This window comes from Natronobeatus ordinarius, assembly GCF_024362485.1.
GTDB classification, from domain to species: domain Archaea; phylum Halobacteriota; class Halobacteria; order Halobacteriales; family Natrialbaceae; genus Natronobeatus; species Natronobeatus ordinarius.
Map to the genome: position 1 here is coordinate 1375039 of NZ_CP101456.1, position 21885 is coordinate 1396923.

Consider the following 21885-nt stretch of genomic DNA (forward strand, 5'->3'; position numbering starts at 1 on the left):
CGCCCCATCCCGTCAGTTCGATCGAGATCCTGACTCAAGAGTAACACATTTATTCTAACGAATACTGTACCGGAACGTGGGATACGACCTTCGCAATGCCGCCCTGATCGGCTGTTGTGTCCTCGCGATCGTCGTCGCGGCTGCGTTCTTCCCCGCTGCAGGCTACGGCGACGCGCCCGACCGAGACGCCGTCGGCAGTGACCACTACGGCGACGCGCTCGACCGAGACGCCGGGGACGGGTCGTCAGGCGATGACGCTCCCCTCGAGCGCGGGCTCGACGGAGTGGTCGACGCGGTAAGTGGGGAGGGGTGGTCGGACGACCCAGCAGAGGAGCCGGCCGACGACGAGCCCGAAGCGGCGTCTGACTCCTCGTCTCCAGATCGAGACGCCAGCGACGAACCTGCCTCGAGTTCGTCGGGCCAGTTCAATCACCTCCTCGGATCACTGCTGACGCTCGGCGTTCTGGGCATTGGCGTCGTCGTCGGCGTTCTGGGCGCCGTCTCCGTCTGGCGAGCCACCGAGCCAGCCCGGCTCGGCGTCCCCGAGAGCGAGATACCGAGCGGTGCTCTCCCCCGGCTTTGGTTCCGACTGGGACTCATCCCGCAGGCGACGATGGTGGTGGCGATCGGCGCCTCGAGGACGCTCCCTTCGTTCCTCGACGCCGTCGCCGGCGGCTCCCGCGTCGTCGGAACGAGTCTCAGTCTCGTTGCGTCCGGCGTGGGTCGTGGCCTCGGTGCAACGCTGGCCGGGCTCCCCTCGCTGCTGACGGTCAGCTGGCCCAGGATCGGTCTCTCGAGTTCGGTCTCCGGCCTCCACTCGGTGTTGTCGGGGATCGGCCCCCGGTCGTCCCGATCGGACGCGAACGCCTCCCGGACACGTCGATCCCGTGCGTCTACCGGCGACGACGCCGTCGATGCGCCCGATACGGGCCCACCAACCGTCGAGGAAGCGTGGGCCGAGATGATCGACCTCGTCCCCGTCCGTCGCCGTCGCGGTCGGACGCCTGGCGAGTACGCGCGGGCGGCGATCGACGCTGGACTCCCCGTCGACCCCGTCTCGCGGCTCACCGAGGTCTTTCGTGAGGTCAGATACGGCGGCTATCCACCGTCGGCCGACCGAACCCGGCGAGCTCGGGACGCCCTCGAGCGGATCGAACGCGAACGCGACGACGGGGGTGACGGGGAGTGAGACGCCTCCTCGCCGCGCTCGTCGGCGTGCTCGCACTCGGGTTCGCCGTCGCCGTCCCGGCGTTCGATCCCTCGCTGCCGACGCTCACGGTCGTCGGCCGCGATACCGTCGTCTATGGGCTGGCCGCCGTCGCGACGCTCGTCGGGGTGGCCGAACTCGTTCGGGCCGCCCAACGGGGGCCGAACGACGGCCTGCCGTCACCGGGGACTCGCTCGAGGCGGGATCACGAGACGGTGGCCGAGTCGATCGACCGGACGCTCGAGCGATCGGCCGTCCTCGAACCGACGTCGACCGATCGACGTCGATCGTACCACCAGTATCGGGCCAGGCGGCGCGTTCGCGAGATCGTGATCGCCGTGCTCGCCGATCGTCAGGGACTCACGAGAGAGGAGGCCGCCGACCGAACCCGCGACGGCTCCTGGACCGACGATCCGAGAGCGGCGGCCTATCTCGCTGGACACCTCGAGCCTCCACTTCGGATTCGACTTCGTGACTGGGCACACGGCGACTGGACGAGTCGCAGTCTCGAGGCGACTATCGCCGAACTCGAGCGACTCGCAGCCGGTGGGCCCGACTCTGGAGGTTCCGTAGACGGCGATCGGTCCACCGATTCGGTAGCCGACGATCACGGGAACGGGACTGCCCGACGGCCCGACCTCGATCCGGGAGACGGAGGCGACGTCCTCGAGCGGGAGGTGGCGCGATGACGGCGACCGGGCGCTGGCAGGTCGGTCTCGCCGTCGCGCTGGTCGCGGTCGGAGTCGGCGTTCTCGCCGGAAACACGGCGATCTTTCTCTCGTCACTCGTCGGCCTGATGTACGCCGGCTACGGCCACGTCACCCGGCCGCCCGCCGTCGACCTCTCGGTCGAGCGGGTTCTCGAGCCCGCGTTGCCGTCGCCGGGCGACGACGTCGACGTCGTCGTCCTGGTCACGAACGAGGGGGACGAACCGCTCCCCGACGTTCGCGTCGCCGACGAACCGCCCGCCGAACTCGCGGTCGTCGCGGACGAGCCGCGTGGCGCAGTCAGCCTCGGCCCCGGTGAGACGGCGTCCGTCGCGTACACCGTCCGTGCACGCCGCGGCGAACACGCCTTTGGCGACGTCACGGTCGTGGCGCGAAACGTCAGCGGAAGCGAGACGGGTCGCGAACGGTTCTCGGTGGCCGACGAGATCGAGCCGGCCGAGGGGCTCGAGGGAGTGCCACTGGCCGGGCAGACGATCCAGTACAGCGGTCGCGTCGAGTCAGAGACGGGCGGCGAGGGAGTCGAGTTCTACTCGGTACGATCCTACCAGCCAACTGATTCGAAGAATCGCGTCGACTGGAATCGGCTGGCGAAGACCGGCGAGCTGACGACCGTCGAGTTCCGCGAGGAACGGGCGGCGACCGTCGTCGTCGTCGTCGACGTTCGCCACGTCAACGCGGTGGTCCGCGATCCGGCGGAGGCCGACGGCGTCGAGCTCTCGAAACACGCCGGTCGACGGCTCGTCGCCGCGCTACTTCGCGAGAACAATCGCGTCGGAGTCGCCCTCTACGGCAGACCCGGGCACTACCTGCTTCCGCGGACCGGCCGGGATCACGCCGCCAGAGCCGATCGACTGCTCGAGGGCGAGTGGTGTGACTCGTTCGTCCGGGAGGGATGGCTCGCGGCGGGTGACGGTCACGTGGGGCGATTCTGTCGACAGCTCGGTGACGAGAAACAGCTCGTCGTCGTCTCGCCGCTACTCGACGACGAGCCGGTTCGCTCGATCCGCCGATTCCGCGCCTACGGCCACGAGGTGACCCTGCTCTGTCCGACCGTCGCCGACGCCGACTCGCCGGGGAGCACCGTCGAGCGGATCGCCACCGAACGGCGGCTCTCGACGCTCAGGGCCGCCGGCGTCAGGGTGCTCGAGTGGGCGCCGGACGAACCGTTGCAGGTCGCAGCCGAACGGGGGTCACACGGGTGGTCACGATGACCGGCTCGAGCGTCGACCCGACGAGCGACGGACGGGGCGATCTCGGCCCCATCGTCGTCCTCGTGGCCGTCGTGGCGGCGCTGGCGATCGGCGTCGGAACGGGTCGGGTCGTCCCGACGATCGTCGCGGCGCTTTCCGGCGTCGTCGCCGCCGCGAGCGTCCGGGCGGTCACCTCGCCAGTACTCCGGCGACGGGCGGCCGGGAGCTGTGGACTCGTCGGCGCGCTCGCCGCCGGGCTCTGGGCGGTCGCCGTCGGCAACGGGCTCGCCGGGGCGTCGGCCGGTGGCCCGGTAACCGTCACCGTCGTCCTCGGAAGTGCGCTCGCCGCTCTCACGTTCCTCGCTGTCGGCGCGACCGCAGTCGCCCTCGAGCCGGGTTCGAGGTACGCCTCAGCGGTGGTCCGGACGGCGCGCGACTCTGCAATCACGGCGGCGTTCGTCGTCGTCGTGCTGTTTCTCGTGTTGTACGGCGAGGTCGAAGCAGTGGCGTTCGTCGGTCGTGAACTGTTCACGCTCGCGACGGCGACGCCCGCAGTGGCGTTCGTCTCGCTGCAGCTGCTGGTGCTTCTTGCCGTGTTCCTGTTCGGGGTCGCGGCGTTCCTCCTCGAGCCGTACACCTCCGAAGGTGACGACCTGCCGACGCTCGAGACGATCCTCGAGCGCGTGAAAGCCCTTCCGGAGGCCGTCACGATCGCGTACGTGTTCCAGGTCGTGCTGTGGTTCGTACCGGGAACGGGAGGGTTGTTCAACGCGGCGCTGGGCGTACTGGGACCGATCGGCGAGGCGATCGCGCTCGCGCTGACGTCCGGGGTGGGACACGCATTAGTGGCGTTCATCGCGTTCGGGCTGGCGCTGGTCTCTGTCGGCCGGATCGTCGGTCCCGTCGTTCGGCCCTGGCTCGGGCGGTATCCGCTCCAGACGCTCGCGTTCGGCGCCGGCGGGGCGGTCGTACCGCTCGTCATCGCCAGCGTCGGTGTCGTCCGCCCGTCGGCCGAACCGACCCTCGTGATCCCGACGTTGGTCGGCGTGCTCGGGGCGACGTTCGTCGGCCTCACCGTCCTCACCCACAGATGGGTGCTCGAGTCGAGGCCGTCGCTCGAGTCGGGCTGGCGACGGTGGTCGCTCGGCCTCGGTGGCGCGGCGCTGTTCACCGCGACGATCGTCGGGGCCCTGTCTGGTCTCGCCCCACTTCTCGTCTTCGCCGGCGTCGCCGCGGCCATCGTCGTCTGGGACGTCGGTGAGAACGCGCTCACCCTCCGTCGGCAACTCGGGGCGGGCGTCGACACGCGCGAGGTCGAGACGATCCACGCGACCGGGAGCGTTGTGACCGGCGTCGCCGGCGTCGCCGTCGCGGCCGCCGCGCTCTACGGACTGGGTACCGTCTCGCCGCCGGACGAACGCTGGCAGGCCGTCGCGCCGGTCGCCCTCACGCTCGTCGCCGTCGTCACCTTCGCGCTGGCTCTGACTCGAGGGGTCGACTGGCGCCGGCTCCTGCCGCTCGAGTGGCTCTTCGAGCGGCTTCGGTCGACGGCCGAGCATCCGGCCCTCCTGGTGGCGATCGCCGTCTCCGCAGGGGCGGCCGCGTTCTACGGCCCCGCCGTGCTCGTGGTGGTGGGCCCGCTCGCGTTCGTCGCCATCCTGGTGTGGTACGAACTCGGCGCCGACCGTCGAGGGATGCCTCGACTCCCGCCGGGGAGTCCGTGATCGACACGAGTGGGGTCACCACGACTCGGTCTCTCGGCCGGCTGCGCTCGGCTCCGGTTCGAAGTCCTTATACTCGAGAGTTGGGTAGACTCGAGTAACTCGCTGGACGGCGGGCACCAGCGGGCACCTGTTCGGCAATCGCCACAGGCAGGGATGTGATCTACGCATCGTAGATTGAACCGGAAACGCCCGCGGACAACTATGGCACGAAGCTTCTACTCCCACATCAAGGAGGCATGGAAGACCCCCGGCGACGGTAAGCTCGGGGAGTTGCAGTGGCAACGAAAACAGAAGTGGCGCAAACAGGGCGCAATCGAGCGCATCGAGCGCCCGACCCGACTGGACAAGGCTCGCGAGCTGGGCTACAAGGCCAAGCAGGGCATCGTCCTCGCTCGCGTCGCCGTCCGCAAGGGGACCGCGCGCAAGCAGCGACACAAGGCAGGTCGCCGGACGAAGCGCCAGGGCGTCAACCGCATCGGCCGCCGGAAGAACATCCAGCGCATCGCCGAGGAGCGCGCCTCGCGCAAACATCCCAACCTGCGGGTGCTCAACAGCTACTGGGTCGGCGAGGACGGCAGCCAGAAGTGGTTCGAAGTGATCCTCGTGGATCCGAACCACCCTGCCATCCAGAACGACGACGACCTCAACTGGATCTGTGAGGATACGCAGACGAACCGCGCCTTCCGCGGACTCACCAGCGCGGGCAAGCAAAACCGCGGCCTCGACAACCGCGGCAAGGGTGCCGAGAAGGTCCGCCCGAGCAACACGGGCGGGCAGGGCCGCGCGAAGTAACACTCCCCTCCGTTTTCCATCAGCCCTGCTCGCGTCGCAGAGCGAGCCGCTCTCCCTGCCGCGGCGCTAGAGTAGCCGCTGAAAGACATTGCACACCTGCCGCTTGATGACGAGCAGTGTGTAACCCGTTTCAGTTGTTACTATACCTCGTTCCAGCCGAACGGCTCTCGGTCGCGGTTGGATCGGCGACGTACTGGACGAAGGCGTCCTCCAACGTAGGTTCTGACTCGACAACGGCGTCGACGCCGACGTCAAGCGACGCCAGCCGCGACTCGACTGCTTCGCGGGCGTCCACGGACCGAGCCCGGACCGAGAGGCGGCGGTCGGAGCCGGTAACGTCGACGCCGTCGAGCCGCGAGAGGGCGCGGACGGTCGCGTTCGTCACAGGCACCTCGAAAGTAACCTCGAGGACCGCCTCGATCGGGCACCGCTCTAACACTCGTTCGGGGGTTCCTTCCACCAGCATCCGCCCGTTGGTGACGATGCCGATTCGGTCGCACAACCGGTTGACGCGCGCCACATCGTGGCTCGAGAGGAGAACGGTCGTCCCTTCGCGACGCCGCTCGTGAACGACGTCGAAGACCCGACGGACGCCGACGGGATCGAGTCCGCTGAAGGGCTCGTCCAGCAAGAGCACGTCAGGCGAGCCGGCGAGAGCCATCGCGAGGACGAGTCGCTGTCGCATCCCTTTCGAGAAGGATCCTGCGGGATTCGACCCGACCGAACCGAGCCCGACGCGTTCAAGAAGGGCGTACGGATCTCCGTCGGTGCGTCTGGCGTCGAGCGCGTAGCGAACGTGGTCGGCGGCGGAGAGCCGGTCGTAAACGCCGTACTGGTCAGGGAGGATTCCGACACGGCGATGGATGTCTGCGGCGTCCGCGATCGGATCGCCGCCGCACAGCCGAATCGAACCGGCGTCCGCTCGAACCGATCCTGCGAGCACGTTCAGCACGGTCGATTTCCCCGCACCGTTCGGCCCGAGCAGACCGTAGATCTCGTTCTCGCGGACCTCGAGGTCGAGCCCCGAGACGGCAGTTATCTCGCCGTAGCGCTTCTCGAGCCTGTTGATGACGATCGGGCTCTCCGTCGAGTTGGTCCGGGGTTCCCGGTTCTGAGTTTGAGTTCGTGATTGTGTCATGGGATTAGGCCAGGTCGGTCGTTCTCACGCGCAGTATCGCGACCGTCAGCGGGACGATCGCCCACAGCCCAAGGACGAGCAGCGAGAGCCACTCCGAGAGGTATACCGGGGCAGACCCGCTCGCATCGACGACGAAGACGCCAATGACGTCCACGTCCGTCTCCCGCTGAGTGAGCATCGGCAGGAAGACGTCGTCACCGTTTCCGACGCCCAGGATCCAGTTCGTGACGACGTGGTATGCCTCTCGCGGCGCGAGCCGGCGGGCGAAGAGGTAGTGTCCCGAGATCGACCCGGTCGAGCCGAACCACCCATACGCGATCCAGGAGACCGAACCCCACTGAAGAGCGAACAGGGCGGTTCCGACGGTACCGACGAGCGCCTCGGTACTGCTCCGGGCGAGCGTCGAGATGGCGATTCCGATCGCGACCCAGCACAGCGCGTACCAGCCAGTCACTGCGACCACGGCGAGGAGCTGCAGGAACGAAACCGAGCTGTAGAGCAGGAGCTCGCCAGCGATCGCACAGCCGACAGCGATCGCAATTCCGACTCCAATGACGGCCGCCCGCCCGGCGAGTTTGCCGATGACGATGTCTTGGCGAGTGTGGGGCATGCCGGCGACGACGGTCATCGTTCCGGATTCGCGGTCCCCGACGATCGCTCCGAAGCCTGCGACGAGGCCGCCGAGCATCACGAGCACGCCGAGGGACGCCTGGAGGCTCCCGACCGCGACGCTCGATCCGATCGCGTCGATCGATTCAGTCTCGCTCCGCGGTTCGAGGAGCCAGACGACGGTGTACGCTGCACAGAGGCCGATATACAGCCACGTTCCTCGGGCGTGGCGAAATCGACGGAATTCGTGCGTTGCCAGGGCAGTCCACATTGGTGTTAATTATATCTATCACTAATACAACAGCACTCAATAAAAATCTAACGCTCGACACTCTCGTAGCCGGGTCTTGCCGGTGGCGAATCAACAGCCACCGAGGCTGCTGTCTTCGACCGACCAGTTTCCGCTCGCCGTGCTCAGGAGCTCGGTGTGTGGCGTACACGTGAGCCCGTAGATGTCCGAGGAGAACCCGTCTTGCCTCCAGGAGGTGAAGTCAGCGTCGTCTTCGACGACGCTTGAGTCGAGTTCTGGGTGGCGAGCAGGCGGTGCGGGGGTAGGTGGACGGCGGTGCACCGCACGACCGCGAGGCCGCCGCCCGGTTCGAATTCAGCGCACGCCCGGATTCGAGCCGTCATCGGTGATAACCGATCGGTACAAAATCACACTTGAGCTGGAAGAGGCGGTCGTCCTGGGAACCCTTCGGGGTGGAGACTTATTTCGTGGGCCTGCGAAAGAACGGTATGGCAACCCACGTACTGGTGCCGATCGACGACTCAGACCAGGCGACGAAAGCACTCGAGTTCGCACTCGAGGAACACGCCGACGCCCAGATCACGGCGCTGAACGTCATCGATCCCAGTGACTTCTACGCGGCGACGGGAATCGAGGGTGGCGCGATGGCAAACTACGAGCAGATCCGCGAGAACCACGAGAACCGGGCGAAGAACCTGCTCGAGGAGGCCAGCAAACGCGCCGCGGACGCAGGCGTCGAGATCGAGACGGACCACGTCCTCGGGGGCGTCTCGCGGACGATCATCGAGTACGCCGACGAACACGACGTCGACCACGTCGTCATCGGCAGCCACGGCCGGACGGGTGCGAGTCGGATTCTCCTGGGGAGTGTCGCCGAGCGGGTCGCCCGTCGGTCGCCGGTTCCGGTAACGATCGTTCGGTGAGCGAGGACGGGTCGTTCACCCGCGTTTCGAGGACTGGATTCGACGAAGCGTATACCACCGTTCGGCGAGAACGTCCCGAACGGGTGATGTCAGATTCCACGAGCGGAGCGATCACGTCGGTGCAACGGAAGTGGTACCGCCTCGGGGTCGCAATCGCGTTTCTCTGGGCTGCGTTCGTCGTCGTCCTCCTGTTTCTCCTGCGAATCGACCAGACGATCGGCCTCGCGTTCGCGGTCGTCGCCAGCGTCCTCGGCGGCGTGGCCCTGACGCTTTTCGTGCTCTACGTCTACCGGTGAGTCGCTGTCAGGGCACCGACGTGCCGGTCCCCAAGTCTTCACCTCGAGCCGTTCACGCGCCGACGAGTGTCTCGAGTGCTCGCTCGAGGGCGTCGAGTTCGATCCGTCGACTTTCGGAGTCGGCCTCGAATCGCTCCTTGTATCCCGAGCCCGTCAAGATGGCGACGACGTCCTCGTCGGCGTCGAGTTCGCCGTCGCGTGCGAGACGCCGGAGGCCCGCGACGGCGACGGCGCTCGAGGGTTCGACCGACAGGCCGGCGGTCGTCGAGAGCCGCCACATCGCGTCTCGAATCTCGTCGTCGGGAACGGAGACGACCGCACCGCCGGTTTCGCGGGCGGCCGTTAGCGCACGCGTACCGCTCGGCGGGTCGGCGTTGGCGATCGAGACGGCGATCGTCTCGTTGCCGTCGACCGATGTCACTGTCGACGTTCCGTTCCGGAAGGCCGTCGCGATGGGGTCGCATGCAGCCGCCTGGACGAGGTACAGCCGCGGAACGTCGTCGATCAGGCCCGCCGCCTCGAGTTCGAGCAAGGCCTTCCAGACGCCGCTCGCCTGGCCGCCGCTGCTGACCGGGAGGGCGATCGCGTCCGGAACCGACGGCGCGAACGCCTCGAGAATCTCGTAGGCGACCGTCTTCTGGCCGGCGACGCGAAGCGGCGTGTCGGAGTTGACGAACTCGACGGCGGACTCGAGCGCGAGTGTCTCCTGATAGAGCCGCCCGTAGTCCCCGACGACCTGCAGGAGGTGTGGATCGTGGCGGGCGATCAACTCGAGTCGCTCCTCGGGGGTGTCCTCGGGAACGAACACGGCACACTCGAGGCTGGCGCTCGCGGCGTGGGCGGCCACGCTCAGCGCCATGTTGCCGTGCGAGACGGTGCCGATCCACTCCCGGCCGACGTCGACCGCGTAGCTGACGCCGACTGCGCTGCCGCGGTCTTTGAAGCTGCCGGTGGGGTTCTGTCCCTCGAGTTTCAGGTGGAGCCTGCAGCCGGCGTAGCCGTCCAGCCGTGGCGAGCGAACCAGCGGCGTCGCGCCGGCGGCTTCCGAGATTCCCACGGAGTCGGCCACTGGCAGCACGTCCGCGTACCGCCAGACGCCGGCGGTTCCGTCGGTGGGCCACTCGAACCCGCTCGCGTCGACGTCGAACCAGAGAGGTTCGCCGCAGGTGCAGCGTTTTCGCGCCTCGAGTTCGAACGTCGACTCACAGTCGTAACAGCGTACCCGTCGAGTCACGGCTGCTCGATCTCGCCGCGGCGAGGTAAGCCCTGTGGAGCGTCGTCACAGGAGGAAGAACGCGCCGATACCGACCAGGCCGCCGCCGAGGATGAGTGAGGCGGCGTGGACGCCGCGGACGAACAGCCAGTAGGTGACGACGGCGAGCGCAACGGTGAAGAGGTCGACGACCGTCTCGCCCACGGCGAGTGGAATACCCGGCTCCTCGACGACGAACGACTCCGTCGCCAGGACGACCGTCGCACCGAGGATCGCGCCGACGACGGCGGCGTTGACGCCCACGAGCGCCGACTGGACGAGTTCGTTCTCCCGGACCTGCGCGAAAAAGGGGAAGAAGGCGACGATGAAGACGAACGATGGCCCGAACGCGCCGACCGTCGCCACGAACGCGCCGAGGACGGCGATCCAGAGGATCCCGCCGGAGACCTCGAGCATGAGCGCGTAACCGACGAACGCCGTCGTCATCACGACGGGGCCGGGAGAGAGCTGGCCGATGGCGATCCCGTCGACGAACTCTCTGCCGGTGAGCCAGCCGAACTCCCGGACGACGTAGAGTTCGATGAAGGGGATGAGCACGAGTCCGCCGCCGTAGATGAACGACCCGGTGTAGATCATAAAGAAGAAGAGTTTGACCCACTCGTTCGCCCACAGCGCGAGCGCGTACCCCCAGATCGGACTGGCCTCGAGCGCTTCCCTCGCGGCGGGTCCGAGCAGGTCGAGGAACCGATCCCGGAGCGAAAAGAGCACGCCGGCGACGACGCCCGCGATCGCCCACAGCGTGGCTTTCCGCGCGTTTGCACGCACCCAGTCGGAACGGTAGACCGCGACAGCGATCACGCCCGCGGCGACGAACGCGACCACAGGGTTCGGGTTGAGGAGCGCGACGACGAGCGTCGCGACGACGAGCACGGCGAGGAGGAAGTAATCGACGGACCACGTGTCGGAACCGAGTTCGAACTCGTAGTCCGACCGCCCCTCGGCGAACGCGCTGTGGGCCATCGAGTAACACGCCCCGACGATGAGTCCGATCACAACGGGATTGACGCCGTAAAAAACCGCCTCGACGGCGGGGAGCGCCTGGTAGGCGAAGTAGAGCCACGAGAAGAAGACGACGATGACGAACGTCGGGAGCATAAAGAAGACGCCAGCGACGACCGCCCCCAGAGTGCCGGCGTAGATCCAGCCCATGAAGATCCCCAGCTGGGTCGAGGCCGGCCCCGGGAGCGTGTTACAGATCGCCAGCCCCTCCATGAACGTCGACTGGTCGGTCCAGCCCTTGCGCTCCTCGCCCACCAGGTCGTCTTCCATCATCGCGATGTGAACGAGCGGCCCGCCGAAGCCGACGATGCCGATGAAGAGGAAGTACCGGGCGATCTCGAGCAGTTTCTCCGGCGTGGCTTCGCCGCGATAGCTCGCGGCCGCGGCAGCGTCGGCGGCGTCGCCAGCGTCGGCGTCTCCTCCGTCAGTCACTGCTCACGGGGTCCTCGGGCAGGAAGTAAACGTTACTGCAATGAAACCGACACTGCGACCTCGAGCGCCCGTGGCCGGCAGATTGGAACGTGGGGAGAGCGTATCGGTTCCCGCTCAGACCTGCGTGAGCGCGCCGACCGGCGCGTCCGTCCGATCTCGAGCGCGCTCGATGCCGTCGTCCCCGGCGGCGATGAGTGCGAAGACGCCGGCGACCTCGGCGCCGGCGGACTCGACGATGTCGAGCAACAGTTCCTGGGTTTCGCCCGATCGGATGAGGTCGTCGACCACCAGCACCGACTCGCCCGGATCGATCGCCGACGCCGGCAGGTAGTAGGTGAGTTCGATCCCCGACTCGAGTCGTTCCCGGGCCTCGATGAACTCCTCGACGGCAGTCTCCTTGCGCTTTTTCGCGTACGCACAGCGGACGCCGTAGTAGCTCGCGAGCGAGGCGGCCAGCGTGATGCCGTCGGTCGCAGCCGTCAGGACGACGTCCGGCCGGCCGAAGTCGAAGGCGTCGGCGGCGACCGGCGCGACGAGGTCGAGAAACGGCTGGTCGAACACCGCTCCCGAGGTGTCGACGTAGCCCTCGTCGTCGAGGCGAATCCGCGCGTCGAGCTCCTCTGCGAGCGCGCCGTGGCCGATATCCTCGACGACCGCCCGGGCGCGGTCGGCGCTCGGGAGGACGTGTCCGTTGACGTAGCGGTTGAGGTCACCCGGCGGGAGCCCGGTTCGGTCGGCCAGCTCGTCGTACGTGCGGGTCTCCTTGAGCATCCGCAACACGTCGACGGCGCGTAGCTGCAAGGCAGCCTTCTCGGCTCTGTTCATACTGGTATGCACGATTCTGCAACTATGGATATTTCGGTCCGCTCTGCGGGGCTGAAAGCACACGAACGTGGATCGCTCGCACGCCCGATCGGTCACTCAGCCAGGAAGTCCGGCTCGCTCCGCTTCTCGTCGCGTTCGCTCTCGAGGTGGGCTCTGAAGTCCTCGAGCTCGACGTCGTACTCCTGTGCTTCGAAGCGGTCACGCACGGAGATGGTGCCGGCTTCCTCCTCGTTGTCGCCGACGATGATCTGGTAGGGGACGCGGTCGTCGTGGGCCGCGCGGATCTTGCGCTCGAGCGTGGCGTCGCGGTCGTCGACCTCGATGCGGAAGCCGTCGAACTCGTTGGCGACCCGGTGGGCGTAGCCGAGGTTGGCGTCCGAGATGGGGAGGACGCGCACCTGTTCGGGGGCGAGCCAGAGCGGGAAGTTCCCCTCGTAGTGCTCGATGAGCATCATGAAGAAGCGCTCGTAGGAGCCATAGAGCGCCCGGTGGATCATCACCGGCTGGTGTTCCTCGTTGTCCTCGCCGACGTAGCTCATCTCGAAGCGTTCGGGCATGTTGAAGTCGAGCTGGACCGTCGGCCCGTCCCAGCTCCGACCGATGGCGTCTTCGAACGAGTAGTCGATCTTCGGGCCGTAAAAGGCGCCGTCTCCCGGCTCGAGGTCGTAGTCGACGTTTCGCTTCTCGAGGACCGCCTCGAGCTGTGACTCGGCCTTTTCCCAGATCTCATCGCTGCCGACGCTCTTCTCGGGCCGGGTCGCGAGCGCGACGTCGTACTCGAGGTCGAACGTCGAGAGCACTTCGTCGATGGCGTCCATGATCCCCTCGACTTCGCGTTCGATCTGGTCGGGGCGGATGAACAGGTGGCCGTCGTCGATCGTAAACGCCCAGACGCGCGAGAGTCCCGAGAGCTCGCCGCGCTGTTCTTTCCGGTACACCTTCCCGTTTTCCGCGTAGCGAATCGGCAGGTCGCGGTAGCTCCAGGAGTGATCCTGGAAGATGGCGGCGTGGCCGGGGCAGTTCATCGGCTTCAGCGCGAACTCGTCGTCGTTCACGTCGAAGATGAACATGTCCTCGGCGTAGTTCTCGTAGTGACCCGAGCGGTGCCACAGCTCCGTTTTGAACACGTGGGGCGTCTCGACGTAGTCGTAGCCCGACGCCTCGTTGACCGACTCGACGAAGCGCTCGAGTTCGCGCAGGATCGTCTTCCCGGCGGGGTGATACAGCGGCAGCCCGGGGCCCGTCACGTCCTGGATCGAGAAGAGGTCCATCTCGTTGCCGATCTTTCGGTGGTCGCGCTCTTTGGCCTCCTCGCGGCGCTCTAAGAACGTCTCGAGGCCGCCCTCGTCCTCGAAGGCCGTACCGTAGATGCGCGTCTGCATCGGATTTTCCTCGTCGCCACGCCAGTAGGCGCCGGCGATCTCGAGTAGTTTCACCGCGCCGATCTCACCCGTCGAGTCGACGTGCGGGCCGGCACAGAGGTCCTCCCACTCGCCCTGGCTGTAGAAGGTTACCTGCTCGCCGTCTTCGGCGAGTTCCTCGAGTAACTCGAGTTTGTACGGTTCGTCCGCGAGCCGTTCTTTGGCTTCCTCGACCGAGACCTCCTCGCGTTCGATCTCGTAGTCGGCCTCGACGATCTCCTCGATCTCTCCTTCGAGCGTCTCGAGGTCGGCTTCGTCGACCTCGAGGTCGTCGAAGTCATAATAAAAGCCCTCGTCCGTCGGCGGCCCGATGGCGAGTTTGACGTCGTCGAAGTGGCGCTCGACGGCCTGGGCGAGACAGTGCGCCGCCGAGTGGCGCATCACCTCGAGGTACTCGTCTGACTGGTCCGTAACGATCTCGAGGGCCGCCCCGTCGTACACCGGCTCCTCTTTGGCGACGAGTTCGCCGTCGAGCTTGCCGGCGATCGTGTCCCGCCCGAGACCGGGGCCGATCTCGTAGGCGCAGTCTTCGACCGTCGCGTCGGCGTCGACCTCGAGTTCCGATCCGTCGGGCAGTACGACCGCTATCTGTCCCTGTGATGCTGGTTCTGACATGGCTGTGGTAAAACGTTCGGTGGCGCGTCCGCGGCGAGGGGCTCAGATACCGTCCGCTGGTCGTTCGGGATCGACACAGCGAACGGTAGGTGTGAGTCAAAATCGGGCGAGCGGCCCTGTAAAGCGGACACCTACCATCGTATCCCCGAGTAATCTCGAGCGGGATAAAAACGTTGTGATGGTGTGGTCGTCCCCGCACGACGCGAGCCAGTCGTCGGTCGGCCCTCGCGACGGCGATCTGCTTACTCGCGGTCGGCGAGGAGTTCCGAGGCCGTCACGAGCGCCTCGAGTTCCACGCCCGCCTCCTCGACGTTCTCGCGGCCACCCTCCTCGCGGTCGACGACGACGAGTGCGCGCTCGACGGTCGCACCCGCCTCGCGCAGCGCCTCGATCGCGTCGACGAGGCTCGTCCCCGTCGTGACGATGTCTTCGAGCACGACGACCTCCTCGCCCTCCTCGAGTCGGCCCTCGATCAGGTTCGCCGTGCCGTACTCCTTGCGCTGCTTGCGCGCGATGACGTACGGGACGCCGGCGACGACGCTCGTTGCCGCGGCGAGCGGGACGGCCCCGAGGGCCACGCCCGCGAGTTTGGTGTCGTCGTCGATCCGGTCGGCGAACGCCTCGGCGACCGTCTCGAGACAGCGCGGATCGGTCTCGAAGCGATACTTGTCGACGTAGTACTCGCTCGTGCCGCCGTGGGCGAGTTCGAACTCGCCGAACTGGACAGCGTCGGCGTCTCGCAGGGCATCGATGAGCTCCTGGTTCGTCATTGTCGGAGAGGCGCGACCGAGCGAGATAAACGGTGTGGAATCGCGTGGTCGTCACTGCTCGAGCGGGTCGGTCGGAGAACTGCGCGGGTTCGTTACGCGAGCGTTTCGGCGAGCGCGTCGAGGGCGGCCTCACGAACCGAGTCGCGTTCGCCGACGAGGAACTCGACGTGACCGTCGCGCCCGCCGACGACGCGGACGCCAGCGTCGGGGACGGCGTCGGCGACCGTCTCGCCGAGTTCGCGGACGTCGACGGGAGTAGTCGTCCGGACGTGGAGTTCGTCCTCGCCGAGGCCGAGCGTGACGAACGGCCCGTCGTCGCGTTCGCGCCGGTGGAGTTCGTCGAGCAGGAGGTTCGCCGACGGGAAGTCAAAGCGGTGGGTGAACGCCGCCGTGTCGAGCGTCGCGACGGTCACGCCGTCGATCGACGTCGTCTCGAGGTTCTCGCGGGCCGTCTCGAGTTCGGCCTCGAGTTTGTCCCGGAACTGCTCGGAGACGTGGGCGGCGAGGTCGCGCTCGTCACCGAACAGCAGGTCGGCGACGAGTTCGCGCTTGTCCTTGTACGACTGGTAGTACGCCTCGAGCGCGACCGCCTCCCGCTGTTCGGTCACGGCCGTCTCGTCGTAGCCGGCCTCGGTCGCGAGGTCGACGTACGCCGCCGGTGGCTCCTCCCAGTAGCTCACGGCAGGGAGGTGTTCGAGGTCGTCGCGGACGGCTTCGTTGACGTGGGCGGCGACGTTGGCTGCGAGCGCCGTCGAGGTCACGGCACCGCCGTTCGCTTCGGCGAGCGTCGGGTTGACGGCTACCGACACCGCGTCGACGACCGCTTCGTCGGCGTGGCTGTCGTCGATCACGAGCCGGTCGACGTCGTAGACCTCGAGGAGGTCGTAGCCGTCGGTCGACTCGACCGTCGAGCCGGCGTCGACGAGGACGACCAGCGGAAGCTGCTCGCCGTGGCGGTCGCGGGCCTCGAGCATCGACGTGACGTCGCCGGTCGCGGCGTCCATGTCGTACACCGTGCCCTCGAGCGGTCGGCGCTCGAAGTAGTGATACTCGGCGTCGTCGCGGGTGTGCTGGTCGCGGACCAGCGGCAGGACGGCGCGTTCGATCGCCGCACCGGCGACGTAGCCGTCGGCGGTCGCGCTGTGTCTGACGACGACCGGTCGGGCCTCGACGACGGCCTTGCGGATCGTCGTCGCGGCGTCGACGAGTTCGTTCTCGAGCGCGGCGACTGCCTCGTCGTCGGCGAGGGGCTCGACCGTCTCCGGTCGGGCCTGCTGCTCGATCGCCTCCTCGAGCCTGGTCGCGACCGTCTCGCGTTCGTCGTCGGCGAGGACCTCGAGCGTCTCCGTCTCGACCTGAAGGTCGCCGTAGCGCCGTTCGACCTCGCCCTCGAGGGCGACGACGTCCTCGACCTCGACCGAGGGGTAGGCGCGCACGCCGGCTTCTTCGAATGCAGCGCACTCGACGGTGCCGGTCTCGTCGCGCAGTTCGAACACCGTCGGGCCGCCGGTCTGGCGGACGCCGGTGATCTCGCCCTCGAGGCGAACGATCGAGCCGACCTGGTCGTCGAGCGCGTCGACGGTCGTCCGCTTGAGCGGCGCGTCGGGCTCTTCGATCTCCATGGTCGGCGTGGCCGCCGGTTCGGCCGGTTCGGCCGGCTCGTCCGGGGTCGCGTCCCCACCGTTGGTGGAGGGCCCCGCATCGGCCGTCGTCGAGTCGTCGTCCGCGGACGACGACTCGTCCTCGGCGTCGCGCTCGCCCGGACGGTACTCGCCGTCGGGCGCGTCGATCAGCGAGCCACGGAACTCACGGTCGGCCTGCCGGATCGACCAGCCGAGGTCGACGTTGCCGTTGTCTCTGACGTCCAGTACCTGTACGTAGACGGTGTCGCCGGGCTCCCAGTCGAGACTCTCGAGCCGGCGGTCGAGTTCGCTTCGGTGCAGCAGACCCGTCACGTGATCGCCCACGTCGACGAAGACGCCGAAATCGGCGTAGCCATCGACGGTGCCCCGGTAGTACCGACCGGGAGTGAGCTGGGAGGGGGAGGTGCCTTCGAACTCGAAGACGACGTCCTCCTCGTGGAACTCACAGATCAGCCCGTCGACGGGCTTGCCACAGATGATACACTTACCCATCTACTGGTGACAAACAGTTTCGCCCTAAAACGGTTGTCGAAATACGTCCGCGACGATCGCCGCCGTCCGATCACCCCGTAACCGGCTCACGGCTGGCGATTTCCGCCGATCAGTCACTCGAAGACGGGTGAATCGTCCTCGAGCGCCTCGACGTCGCGGACGACCTTCCGGACGTCCTCGGGGAACAGCGCTACCTGCAGTTCGTTCCCCTCGCCATCTTCGAAGACGAGTTTGACCCGCTTGTCGCCGAACTCCCGGGCCTCGGCGTGTTCGACGTCGAACAGCTTCGCCGTCGCAGCCTTGTTCGTCGGCCCGACGTTCGCGATCGCTCCCTCTTTCAGTTCGATCATGAACTCCTCGAGTTCCAGTGCGAGCATGCTCGCCCTACGACACCCATGCAAAAAACGACACGGTCATGCCGTGTCCCCTGTTTCCCTCGGTCGCGGTCGCGACCGACTGGCCGCGTGATGTGTCATCGGTCTTGCGGCCTGTCACCGTTTCGGGCCTCGATATATAAATGTGGGTGTCCGTACACGTTCGTTTCTGCCGGTAGCTGTGGCGCTGGCGCGACTCAGAACGGGGCTCCGGTCGGGTCTCGACGGGGCTCCGGCCGGATCTCGACCGGCCTCCGGACAAGACTCGAGCGCCGAGCAGTCGCCTCGAGCGTCCAGGTGCCCGAACAGCGGGTGCCATTCTCGGTCACTGGTGGTGGACGTCGGGACGGTGTGCCTCGTCGGGCCGACTGGCGGACGCCAGATCAGATGTTTGAAAGCTGAGTGTATCCCAAAGTGGTCATCTAGATTGGATTAAGAGGTGGTGGCTACCCATCCGAGTCGAGAACGTCACTGAAGTCGGCTCGACGCGAGTAGGAGCCGTTACTCCTCGAGTTTCTGCCGTCTGGGGGTGATGGTGCCGGCCGACCGTCGGCGACCCGTTTCGACCGGTACCGATCGACGGGTTCCCGTACGTTCGTGATCGAATCAGGTTTAACTCCTGTCTGGGCGGATTTCTGACGTGGAACGCGTCGAACTGGGTTGCAGCAAGAACGGGCGGCCGAATCAACTATGGGCATATTCTATATATGTGTGTCTAAATTAGAACTCTGCGACGTTCACCGCCAGCCGGTCATCCCGTGTCGAGCCGGACGAGGGGGACGTCGGCGGCGGACGCGTCGAAGGTATTATCACGTCGCCACGGCGAGTGTCGACAATTGGAAGACGTGGATCGAATTCGAACCCAGACGCATGTCGAGTCAGTACGCCCTCAGATCGGAACTGCACGACGGACGCCGGCCGCCTCGAGCAGCCTGTCCGACCACCCCGGAGCCTCGGGGTTCATGGGCGTGTACGATTCGTCACAGCGGCCTTCGGCACTGGTCGAATTCGTCAGCGGTGTGTCGACGGGCGTCGGAGAGCGCGCGCCCAAACCCTGCTGTGACACCGAGCGACGCGTGAGACGATGACCGCCGAGACGTTCCGTGAGTTCCTGGCCCTGCTCGAGGACGCCGGGCAGCTGAACCGGATCGCCGACCGCGTCTCGTGGGACCTCGAAGCGAGCGCGATCACGGCGCTGGCCAACCAGACCGACGAGCGAATTCCCGCCTTCGAGCGGGTCGACGCCGGCATCGATGGCACCTGGCTCGTGGGCGACCCGTACCGAGGGCCGTGTCGCCGCCCTTGGGCACACCTCGCTCGCGCGTTCGAACTGCCGTCGGCGCTCCCGGGGCCAGCCTACTACGAGGCGGTCGTCGAGCGGCTCCGCGAACCGTGCGAGCCGACCGTCGTCGACCCGGCGACGGCGCCGTGTAAGGAGGTCGTCCGGACGGGGGCGGACGCCAGCCTGCTCGAGTTCCCGTGGCCGTACGTTCACCAGGGTGACGGCGGCCGCTACGCCACGCTGAACACGCTCGTCGCACCGGACGCCGACAGCGAATGGGGCCGATGGTCGCGCCACCGCGCGATGATCCACGACGCCACGGGGGCGAGCCTGCTCTTTCTCGCCGGCGAGCAGGTCCCCAACCTCTACTACTACGAGTACGAACGTCGCGACGAGCCGATGCCCGTCGCGCTCGTCCTCGGTGCGGGGCCGGCCGTCGAGTGCGCCGCGGAGATGTGGATTCCAGTCGGCAAGAGCGAGGCGGCGTTCGCGGGCGGCCTCCAGGAGTCGCCGGTCGACCTCGTCGCCTGCGAGACGAACGACCTCTACGTCCCGGCCTCGGCCGAGGTGGTGATCGAGGGTCGAGTCCGTCCCGGCGAACGGCTCGACGAAGGTCCCTACGGCGACTATTTCGGCTACGTGAACGGTCCCCGTCGCTCGATGCCAGCGCTCGAGGTCGATGCGATCACCCACCGCCGGGCGCCGAGACTCCCCTTCTGCGTCGAGGGGACCGGCGTCGGCTACGGCCACAACTCCACGAGCACGCTCGAGGTCGCCGCCGGGGGCCCCGACGCCACCCTGGGCCTCCGGGCTGCCGGCTACGAGGTCGCGATGGCCGCGCCCTGGCCGTTCTCCTCGCGGACGGCCTGGACGATCGCCACCGACCGGCCCTACCCCGGCTACCTCCACGAACTCGCGAACTTCGTATTCACGACGTGGGGAATGCTCCACATCGACTTCCTGATCTTCGTCGACGCGGACGTGAACCCGCTCGATCCCCGGGCCGTCTTCGAGGCGATCGCGCTCCAGGCCGACCCGGCGACTGACTTCCACCAGTTCGGCGTCGAGCGAATGCCGAAGGTGCCGCTGAACATCTACCAGACGCCCGATGAGAAGGGGAGCGCCGACGTCGGCACGTCGAAGGCGAAGACGGCGAAAGCGCACGTCGACGCGCTGTCAGACGGTGACCGGCCGACGCAGACGATCGGCAGCCGCGCCTCGCGCGAGCGTGCCCGTAACCTCCTCGTCGAGGCGGGGATCACACCGGCGTTCGCTCGCGACGACTCACCGGCGGTGGATCGATGACCGCGTTTCGCACCCACCTCGAGTTTCTCCACCGAACCGACGACTGCCAGCGGCTCGAGCGGCCCGACTCGCCGTCGCCGCAGGTCGTCGCCGCCGAAGCGATGCGAGCCAACGGACCGGCGCTCGAGTTCACGCCGGCCGGCGGCGGGGTTGGCCTCGCGAGCGGCGTCTACGGCGGCGTCGACCAACTGGAACGCCGGAATCGGTATCCGTGGACGCGGCTGGGAATCGGGCTCGGCGTAGACCGCGATCCGGCTTACGTCGACGTCCTCGAGGAACTGATCGAACTCGGCGGGCGAGTCGACGACCGCGACGTTACGTACGTCCCGCGTGCCGCGTCGGCGACCGACCGCGGCCTCCGCGACCTCGAGTTACCGACGCCGCCGGACGAGGCCTGGCCCCGTTTTACGCTGGGGCTCTGCTCGATCGGGAGCGACGACGGCTCGTACTGGGGGCCGATCCACGGCACCGTCCTCGACGGGGACACCGTTCGAGCCCGCGTCCCCGAAGCGCTCTCCGGGCAGCTGCGCAGGGGCGACGCGGTGACGATCGCACTCGGCGTCCCCGCGGCGGCGCTCGCGACCACGCACCTGCTCGCCGTCACCGACCGGCTCTCGACGCCGATCGAAGCCCGCGGCGTCGGCTCGACGGTCCCCGTCGTCCCGACCGCCGGCGGGGTCGTCCCCGGCTCCTCGGAGGTCGTCCTCGAGACGACCGTCGCGGCGCGCCAGCCCGAGACGCGCTCGGAGAAACGGGAGTTCTGGGAGCGCCTCGTCGACGCCACGACGCTCACGCTCGACGTCCGACACGTGTTCACTCGCGAGGATCCCGTCGTTCCGTTCACGCCCCTGGGAACGCCGCTGTCGGACGACCTCGGCCTCACGGCGCTGGCGATCGCGGCGCGACTCTACGAACGTGTGAACGGTTACTGGGGCGTCTCACCGGTCGAGTGGGTGTTGCTCCCTGCCGAGGGACGGCTCGGGATCTGCCTCGTCGCGACCGAAGTGCTGTACCCCGGCTTCGAGTGGCAACTGGCGAACCTCCTCTTTTCGCTCTCTCGCTGTTTCGACACGGTCGTCGTCGTCGACGCCGAGGCGAGCCCGCGAGCGCTCGGCCGAGTCCTCGGCGACCTCTGGGTCAAAGCCCACCCCTCGCGAGACTGGCTGTTCAGTGAACCCAACGCGCCAGCAGCCCGCATGCCGACGTACAGCCGAGACGACACCGGCGCTCGCCTCTACGTCGACGCGACGTGGGATCCTCGCTGGAAACCCGAGTTCGTCGCCCCTCGCGTCTCGGTTACAGACTCCTTCCCGCCCGAGATCCGCGACGCCGTCCTCGAGTCGTGGACCGACCTCGGGTTCGAGGACGAGCCGGACGTCGCGTGAGCGAGCCGGCCCCAGCGCTGCTCGACGCCGGAGCCGTGCTCATCGCGATCGGCCATGCTCGCCGATCGGCCGCCGTTCTGACGTTTACAACACTGTTTACGCAAGACTGCGTCGGGGTGGGGTCAGATCCGGGGACGGGCGGTGGTTAATTCCCGGACGAATGCGGCGAAATTCACCGAAGTAGTTAATACTCGAGGGAGAACGTCCACGGA

General features: G+C 67.4%; 19 protein-coding genes. 9 read left to right on the top strand and 10 right to left on the bottom strand.

The window, feature by feature from the left end:
* Positions 1-76 precede the first annotated feature (76 nt).
* From NMQ09_RS07090 to NMQ09_RS07110, 5 genes are all read left to right on the top strand, one after another.
* Entirely contained in the window at positions 77-1189 is a 1113-nt protein-coding gene (locus NMQ09_RS07090) for a DUF4129 domain-containing protein (protein ID WP_255193898.1), read from the top strand.
* Entirely contained in the window at positions 1186-1896 is a 711-nt protein-coding gene (locus NMQ09_RS07095; RefSeq protein WP_255193899.1) for a DUF7269 family protein, read from the top strand. The genes NMQ09_RS07090 and NMQ09_RS07095 overlap by 4 nt, the downstream gene beginning before the upstream one ends.
* A complete protein-coding gene (locus tag NMQ09_RS07100) occupies positions 1893-3146 on the top strand; it encodes a DUF58 domain-containing protein (RefSeq protein ID WP_255193900.1) in 1254 nt (417 codons plus the stop codon). Before NMQ09_RS07095 ends, NMQ09_RS07100 begins: the two co-directional genes overlap by 4 nt.
* Entirely contained in the window at positions 3143-4849 is a 1707-nt protein-coding gene (locus NMQ09_RS07105) for a DUF7519 family protein (RefSeq protein ID WP_255193901.1), read from the top strand. The genes NMQ09_RS07100 and NMQ09_RS07105 overlap by 4 nt, the downstream gene beginning before the upstream one ends.
* 201 nt (positions 4850-5050) lie before the next feature.
* On the top strand, positions 5051-5641 hold the full coding sequence (locus NMQ09_RS07110) for a 50S ribosomal protein L15e (RefSeq protein ID WP_255193902.1): 591 nt from the start codon (positions 5051-5053) through the stop codon (positions 5639-5641).
* A gap of 130 nt (positions 5642-5771) precedes the next feature.
* On the opposite strand, the gene NMQ09_RS07115 is transcribed toward NMQ09_RS07110, so the two are convergent.
* The 3 genes from NMQ09_RS07115 to NMQ09_RS07125 form a co-directional block, all read right to left on the bottom strand.
* The gene (locus NMQ09_RS07115) at positions 5772-6779 is read right to left on the bottom strand and encodes an ABC transporter ATP-binding protein (RefSeq protein ID WP_255193903.1); all 1008 of its coding nucleotides are present in this window, start codon (positions 6777-6779) and stop codon (positions 5772-5774) included.
* Positions 6780-6783: 4 nt separating this feature from the next.
* Positions 6784-7659 (bottom strand): ABC transporter permease, encoded by an 876-nt coding sequence (locus NMQ09_RS07120; protein ID WP_255193904.1) that lies wholly within the window; start codon positions 7657-7659, stop codon positions 6784-6786.
* A 90-nt stretch (positions 7660-7749) separates the two neighbouring features.
* A complete protein-coding gene (locus NMQ09_RS07125; RefSeq protein ID WP_255193905.1) occupies positions 7750-7959 on the bottom strand; it encodes a hypothetical protein in 210 nt (69 codons plus the stop codon).
* 167 nt (positions 7960-8126) lie between these two features.
* On the opposite strand from NMQ09_RS07125, the gene NMQ09_RS07130 reads away from it, so the two are divergent.
* Together NMQ09_RS07130 and NMQ09_RS07135 are read left to right on the top strand one after the other, a co-directional pair.
* Complete coding sequence (locus NMQ09_RS07130) at positions 8127-8561, top strand: universal stress protein (protein ID WP_255193906.1); 435 nt, start codon at positions 8127-8129, stop codon at positions 8559-8561.
* Between the two features lie 86 nt (positions 8562-8647).
* On the top strand, positions 8648-8857 hold the full coding sequence (locus NMQ09_RS07135; protein WP_255193907.1) for a hypothetical protein: 210 nt from the start codon (positions 8648-8650) through the stop codon (positions 8855-8857).
* Between the two features lie 52 nt (positions 8858-8909).
* Here the strand turns inward: NMQ09_RS07135 and thrC are convergent, their stop codons facing one another.
* From thrC to NMQ09_RS07170, 7 genes are all read right to left on the bottom strand, one after another.
* Positions 8910-10091, bottom strand: coding sequence for a threonine synthase (gene thrC, locus NMQ09_RS07140; RefSeq protein WP_255193908.1), 1182 nt, complete (start codon positions 10089-10091; stop codon positions 8910-8912).
* A 45-nt stretch (positions 10092-10136) separates the two neighbouring features.
* Positions 10137-11561, bottom strand: a complete 1425-nt coding sequence (chrA, locus tag NMQ09_RS07145) for a chromate efflux transporter (RefSeq protein ID WP_255193909.1) — start codon at positions 11559-11561, stop codon at positions 10137-10139.
* A 114-nt stretch (positions 11562-11675) separates the two neighbouring features.
* Entirely contained in the window at positions 11676-12386 is a 711-nt protein-coding gene (locus NMQ09_RS07150; protein WP_255193910.1) for a phosphoribosyltransferase family protein, read from the bottom strand.
* Positions 12387-12478: 92 nt separating this feature from the next.
* Positions 12479-14422: a threonine--tRNA ligase gene (gene thrS, locus NMQ09_RS07155; RefSeq protein ID WP_255193911.1), complete on the bottom strand. Its 1944-nt coding sequence runs from the start codon at positions 14420-14422 to the stop codon at positions 12479-12481.
* A 242-nt stretch (positions 14423-14664) separates the two neighbouring features.
* Entirely contained in the window at positions 14665-15192 is a 528-nt protein-coding gene (pyrE, locus tag NMQ09_RS07160) for an orotate phosphoribosyltransferase (protein ID WP_255193912.1), read from the bottom strand.
* Positions 15193-15284: 92 nt separating this feature from the next.
* Positions 15285-17327 carry a DHH family phosphoesterase gene (locus NMQ09_RS07165; RefSeq protein ID WP_255193913.1) on the bottom strand — a complete coding sequence of 681 codons (2043 nt, stop codon included), beginning with the start codon at positions 17325-17327 and terminating at the stop codon, positions 15285-15287.
* A gap of 113 nt (positions 17328-17440) precedes the next feature.
* Entirely contained in the window at positions 17441-17704 is a 264-nt protein-coding gene (locus tag NMQ09_RS07170) for a hypothetical protein (RefSeq protein WP_255193914.1), read from the bottom strand.
* A 1081-nt stretch (positions 17705-18785) separates the two neighbouring features.
* Here NMQ09_RS07170 and NMQ09_RS07175 point away from each other — a divergent pair.
* Together NMQ09_RS07175 and NMQ09_RS07180 are read left to right on the top strand one after the other, a co-directional pair.
* Positions 18786-20288 carry a UbiD family decarboxylase gene (locus NMQ09_RS07175; RefSeq protein WP_255193915.1) on the top strand — a complete coding sequence of 501 codons (1503 nt, stop codon included), beginning with the start codon at positions 18786-18788 and terminating at the stop codon, positions 20286-20288.
* Positions 20285-21673, top strand: coding sequence for a UbiD family decarboxylase (locus NMQ09_RS07180; protein WP_255193916.1), 1389 nt, complete (start codon positions 20285-20287; stop codon positions 21671-21673). The genes NMQ09_RS07175 and NMQ09_RS07180 overlap by 4 nt, the downstream gene beginning before the upstream one ends.
* The last annotated feature ends 212 nt before the right edge of the window (positions 21674-21885 follow it).

Coding starts and splice junctions, on each gene's coding strand:
- NMQ09_RS07100 (WP_255193900.1), top strand. CDS start 1,893: ATGACGGCGACCGGGCGCTGGCAGGTCGGTCTCGCCGTCGCGCTGGTC.
- NMQ09_RS07105 (WP_255193901.1), top strand. CDS start 3,143: ATGACCGGCTCGAGCGTCGACCCGACGAGCGACGGACGGGGCGATCTC.
- NMQ09_RS07110 (WP_255193902.1), top strand. CDS start 5,051: ATGGCACGAAGCTTCTACTCCCACATCAAGGAGGCATGGAAGACCCCC.
- NMQ09_RS07115 (WP_255193903.1), bottom strand. CDS start 6,779: ATGACACAATCACGAACTCAAACTCAGAACCGGGAACCCCGGACCAAC.
- NMQ09_RS07120 (WP_255193904.1), bottom strand. CDS start 7,659: ATGTGGACTGCCCTGGCAACGCACGAATTCCGTCGATTTCGCCACGCC.
- NMQ09_RS07130 (WP_255193906.1), top strand. CDS start 8,127: ATGGCAACCCACGTACTGGTGCCGATCGACGACTCAGACCAGGCGACG.
- NMQ09_RS07135 (WP_255193907.1), top strand. CDS start 8,648: ATGTCAGATTCCACGAGCGGAGCGATCACGTCGGTGCAACGGAAGTGG.
- NMQ09_RS07150 (WP_255193910.1), bottom strand. CDS start 12,386: ATGAACAGAGCCGAGAAGGCTGCCTTGCAGCTACGCGCCGTCGACGTG.
- thrS (WP_255193911.1), bottom strand. CDS start 14,422: ATGTCAGAACCAGCATCACAGGGACAGATAGCGGTCGTACTGCCCGAC.
- pyrE (WP_255193912.1), bottom strand. CDS start 15,192: ATGACGAACCAGGAGCTCATCGATGCCCTGCGAGACGCCGACGCTGTC.
- NMQ09_RS07165 (WP_255193913.1), bottom strand. CDS start 17,327: ATGGGTAAGTGTATCATCTGTGGCAAGCCCGTCGACGGGCTGATCTGT.
- NMQ09_RS07170 (WP_255193914.1), bottom strand. CDS start 17,704: ATGCTCGCACTGGAACTCGAGGAGTTCATGATCGAACTGAAAGAGGGA.
- NMQ09_RS07175 (WP_255193915.1), top strand. CDS start 18,786: ATGACCGCCGAGACGTTCCGTGAGTTCCTGGCCCTGCTCGAGGACGCC.
- NMQ09_RS07180 (WP_255193916.1), top strand. CDS start 20,285: ATGACCGCGTTTCGCACCCACCTCGAGTTTCTCCACCGAACCGACGAC.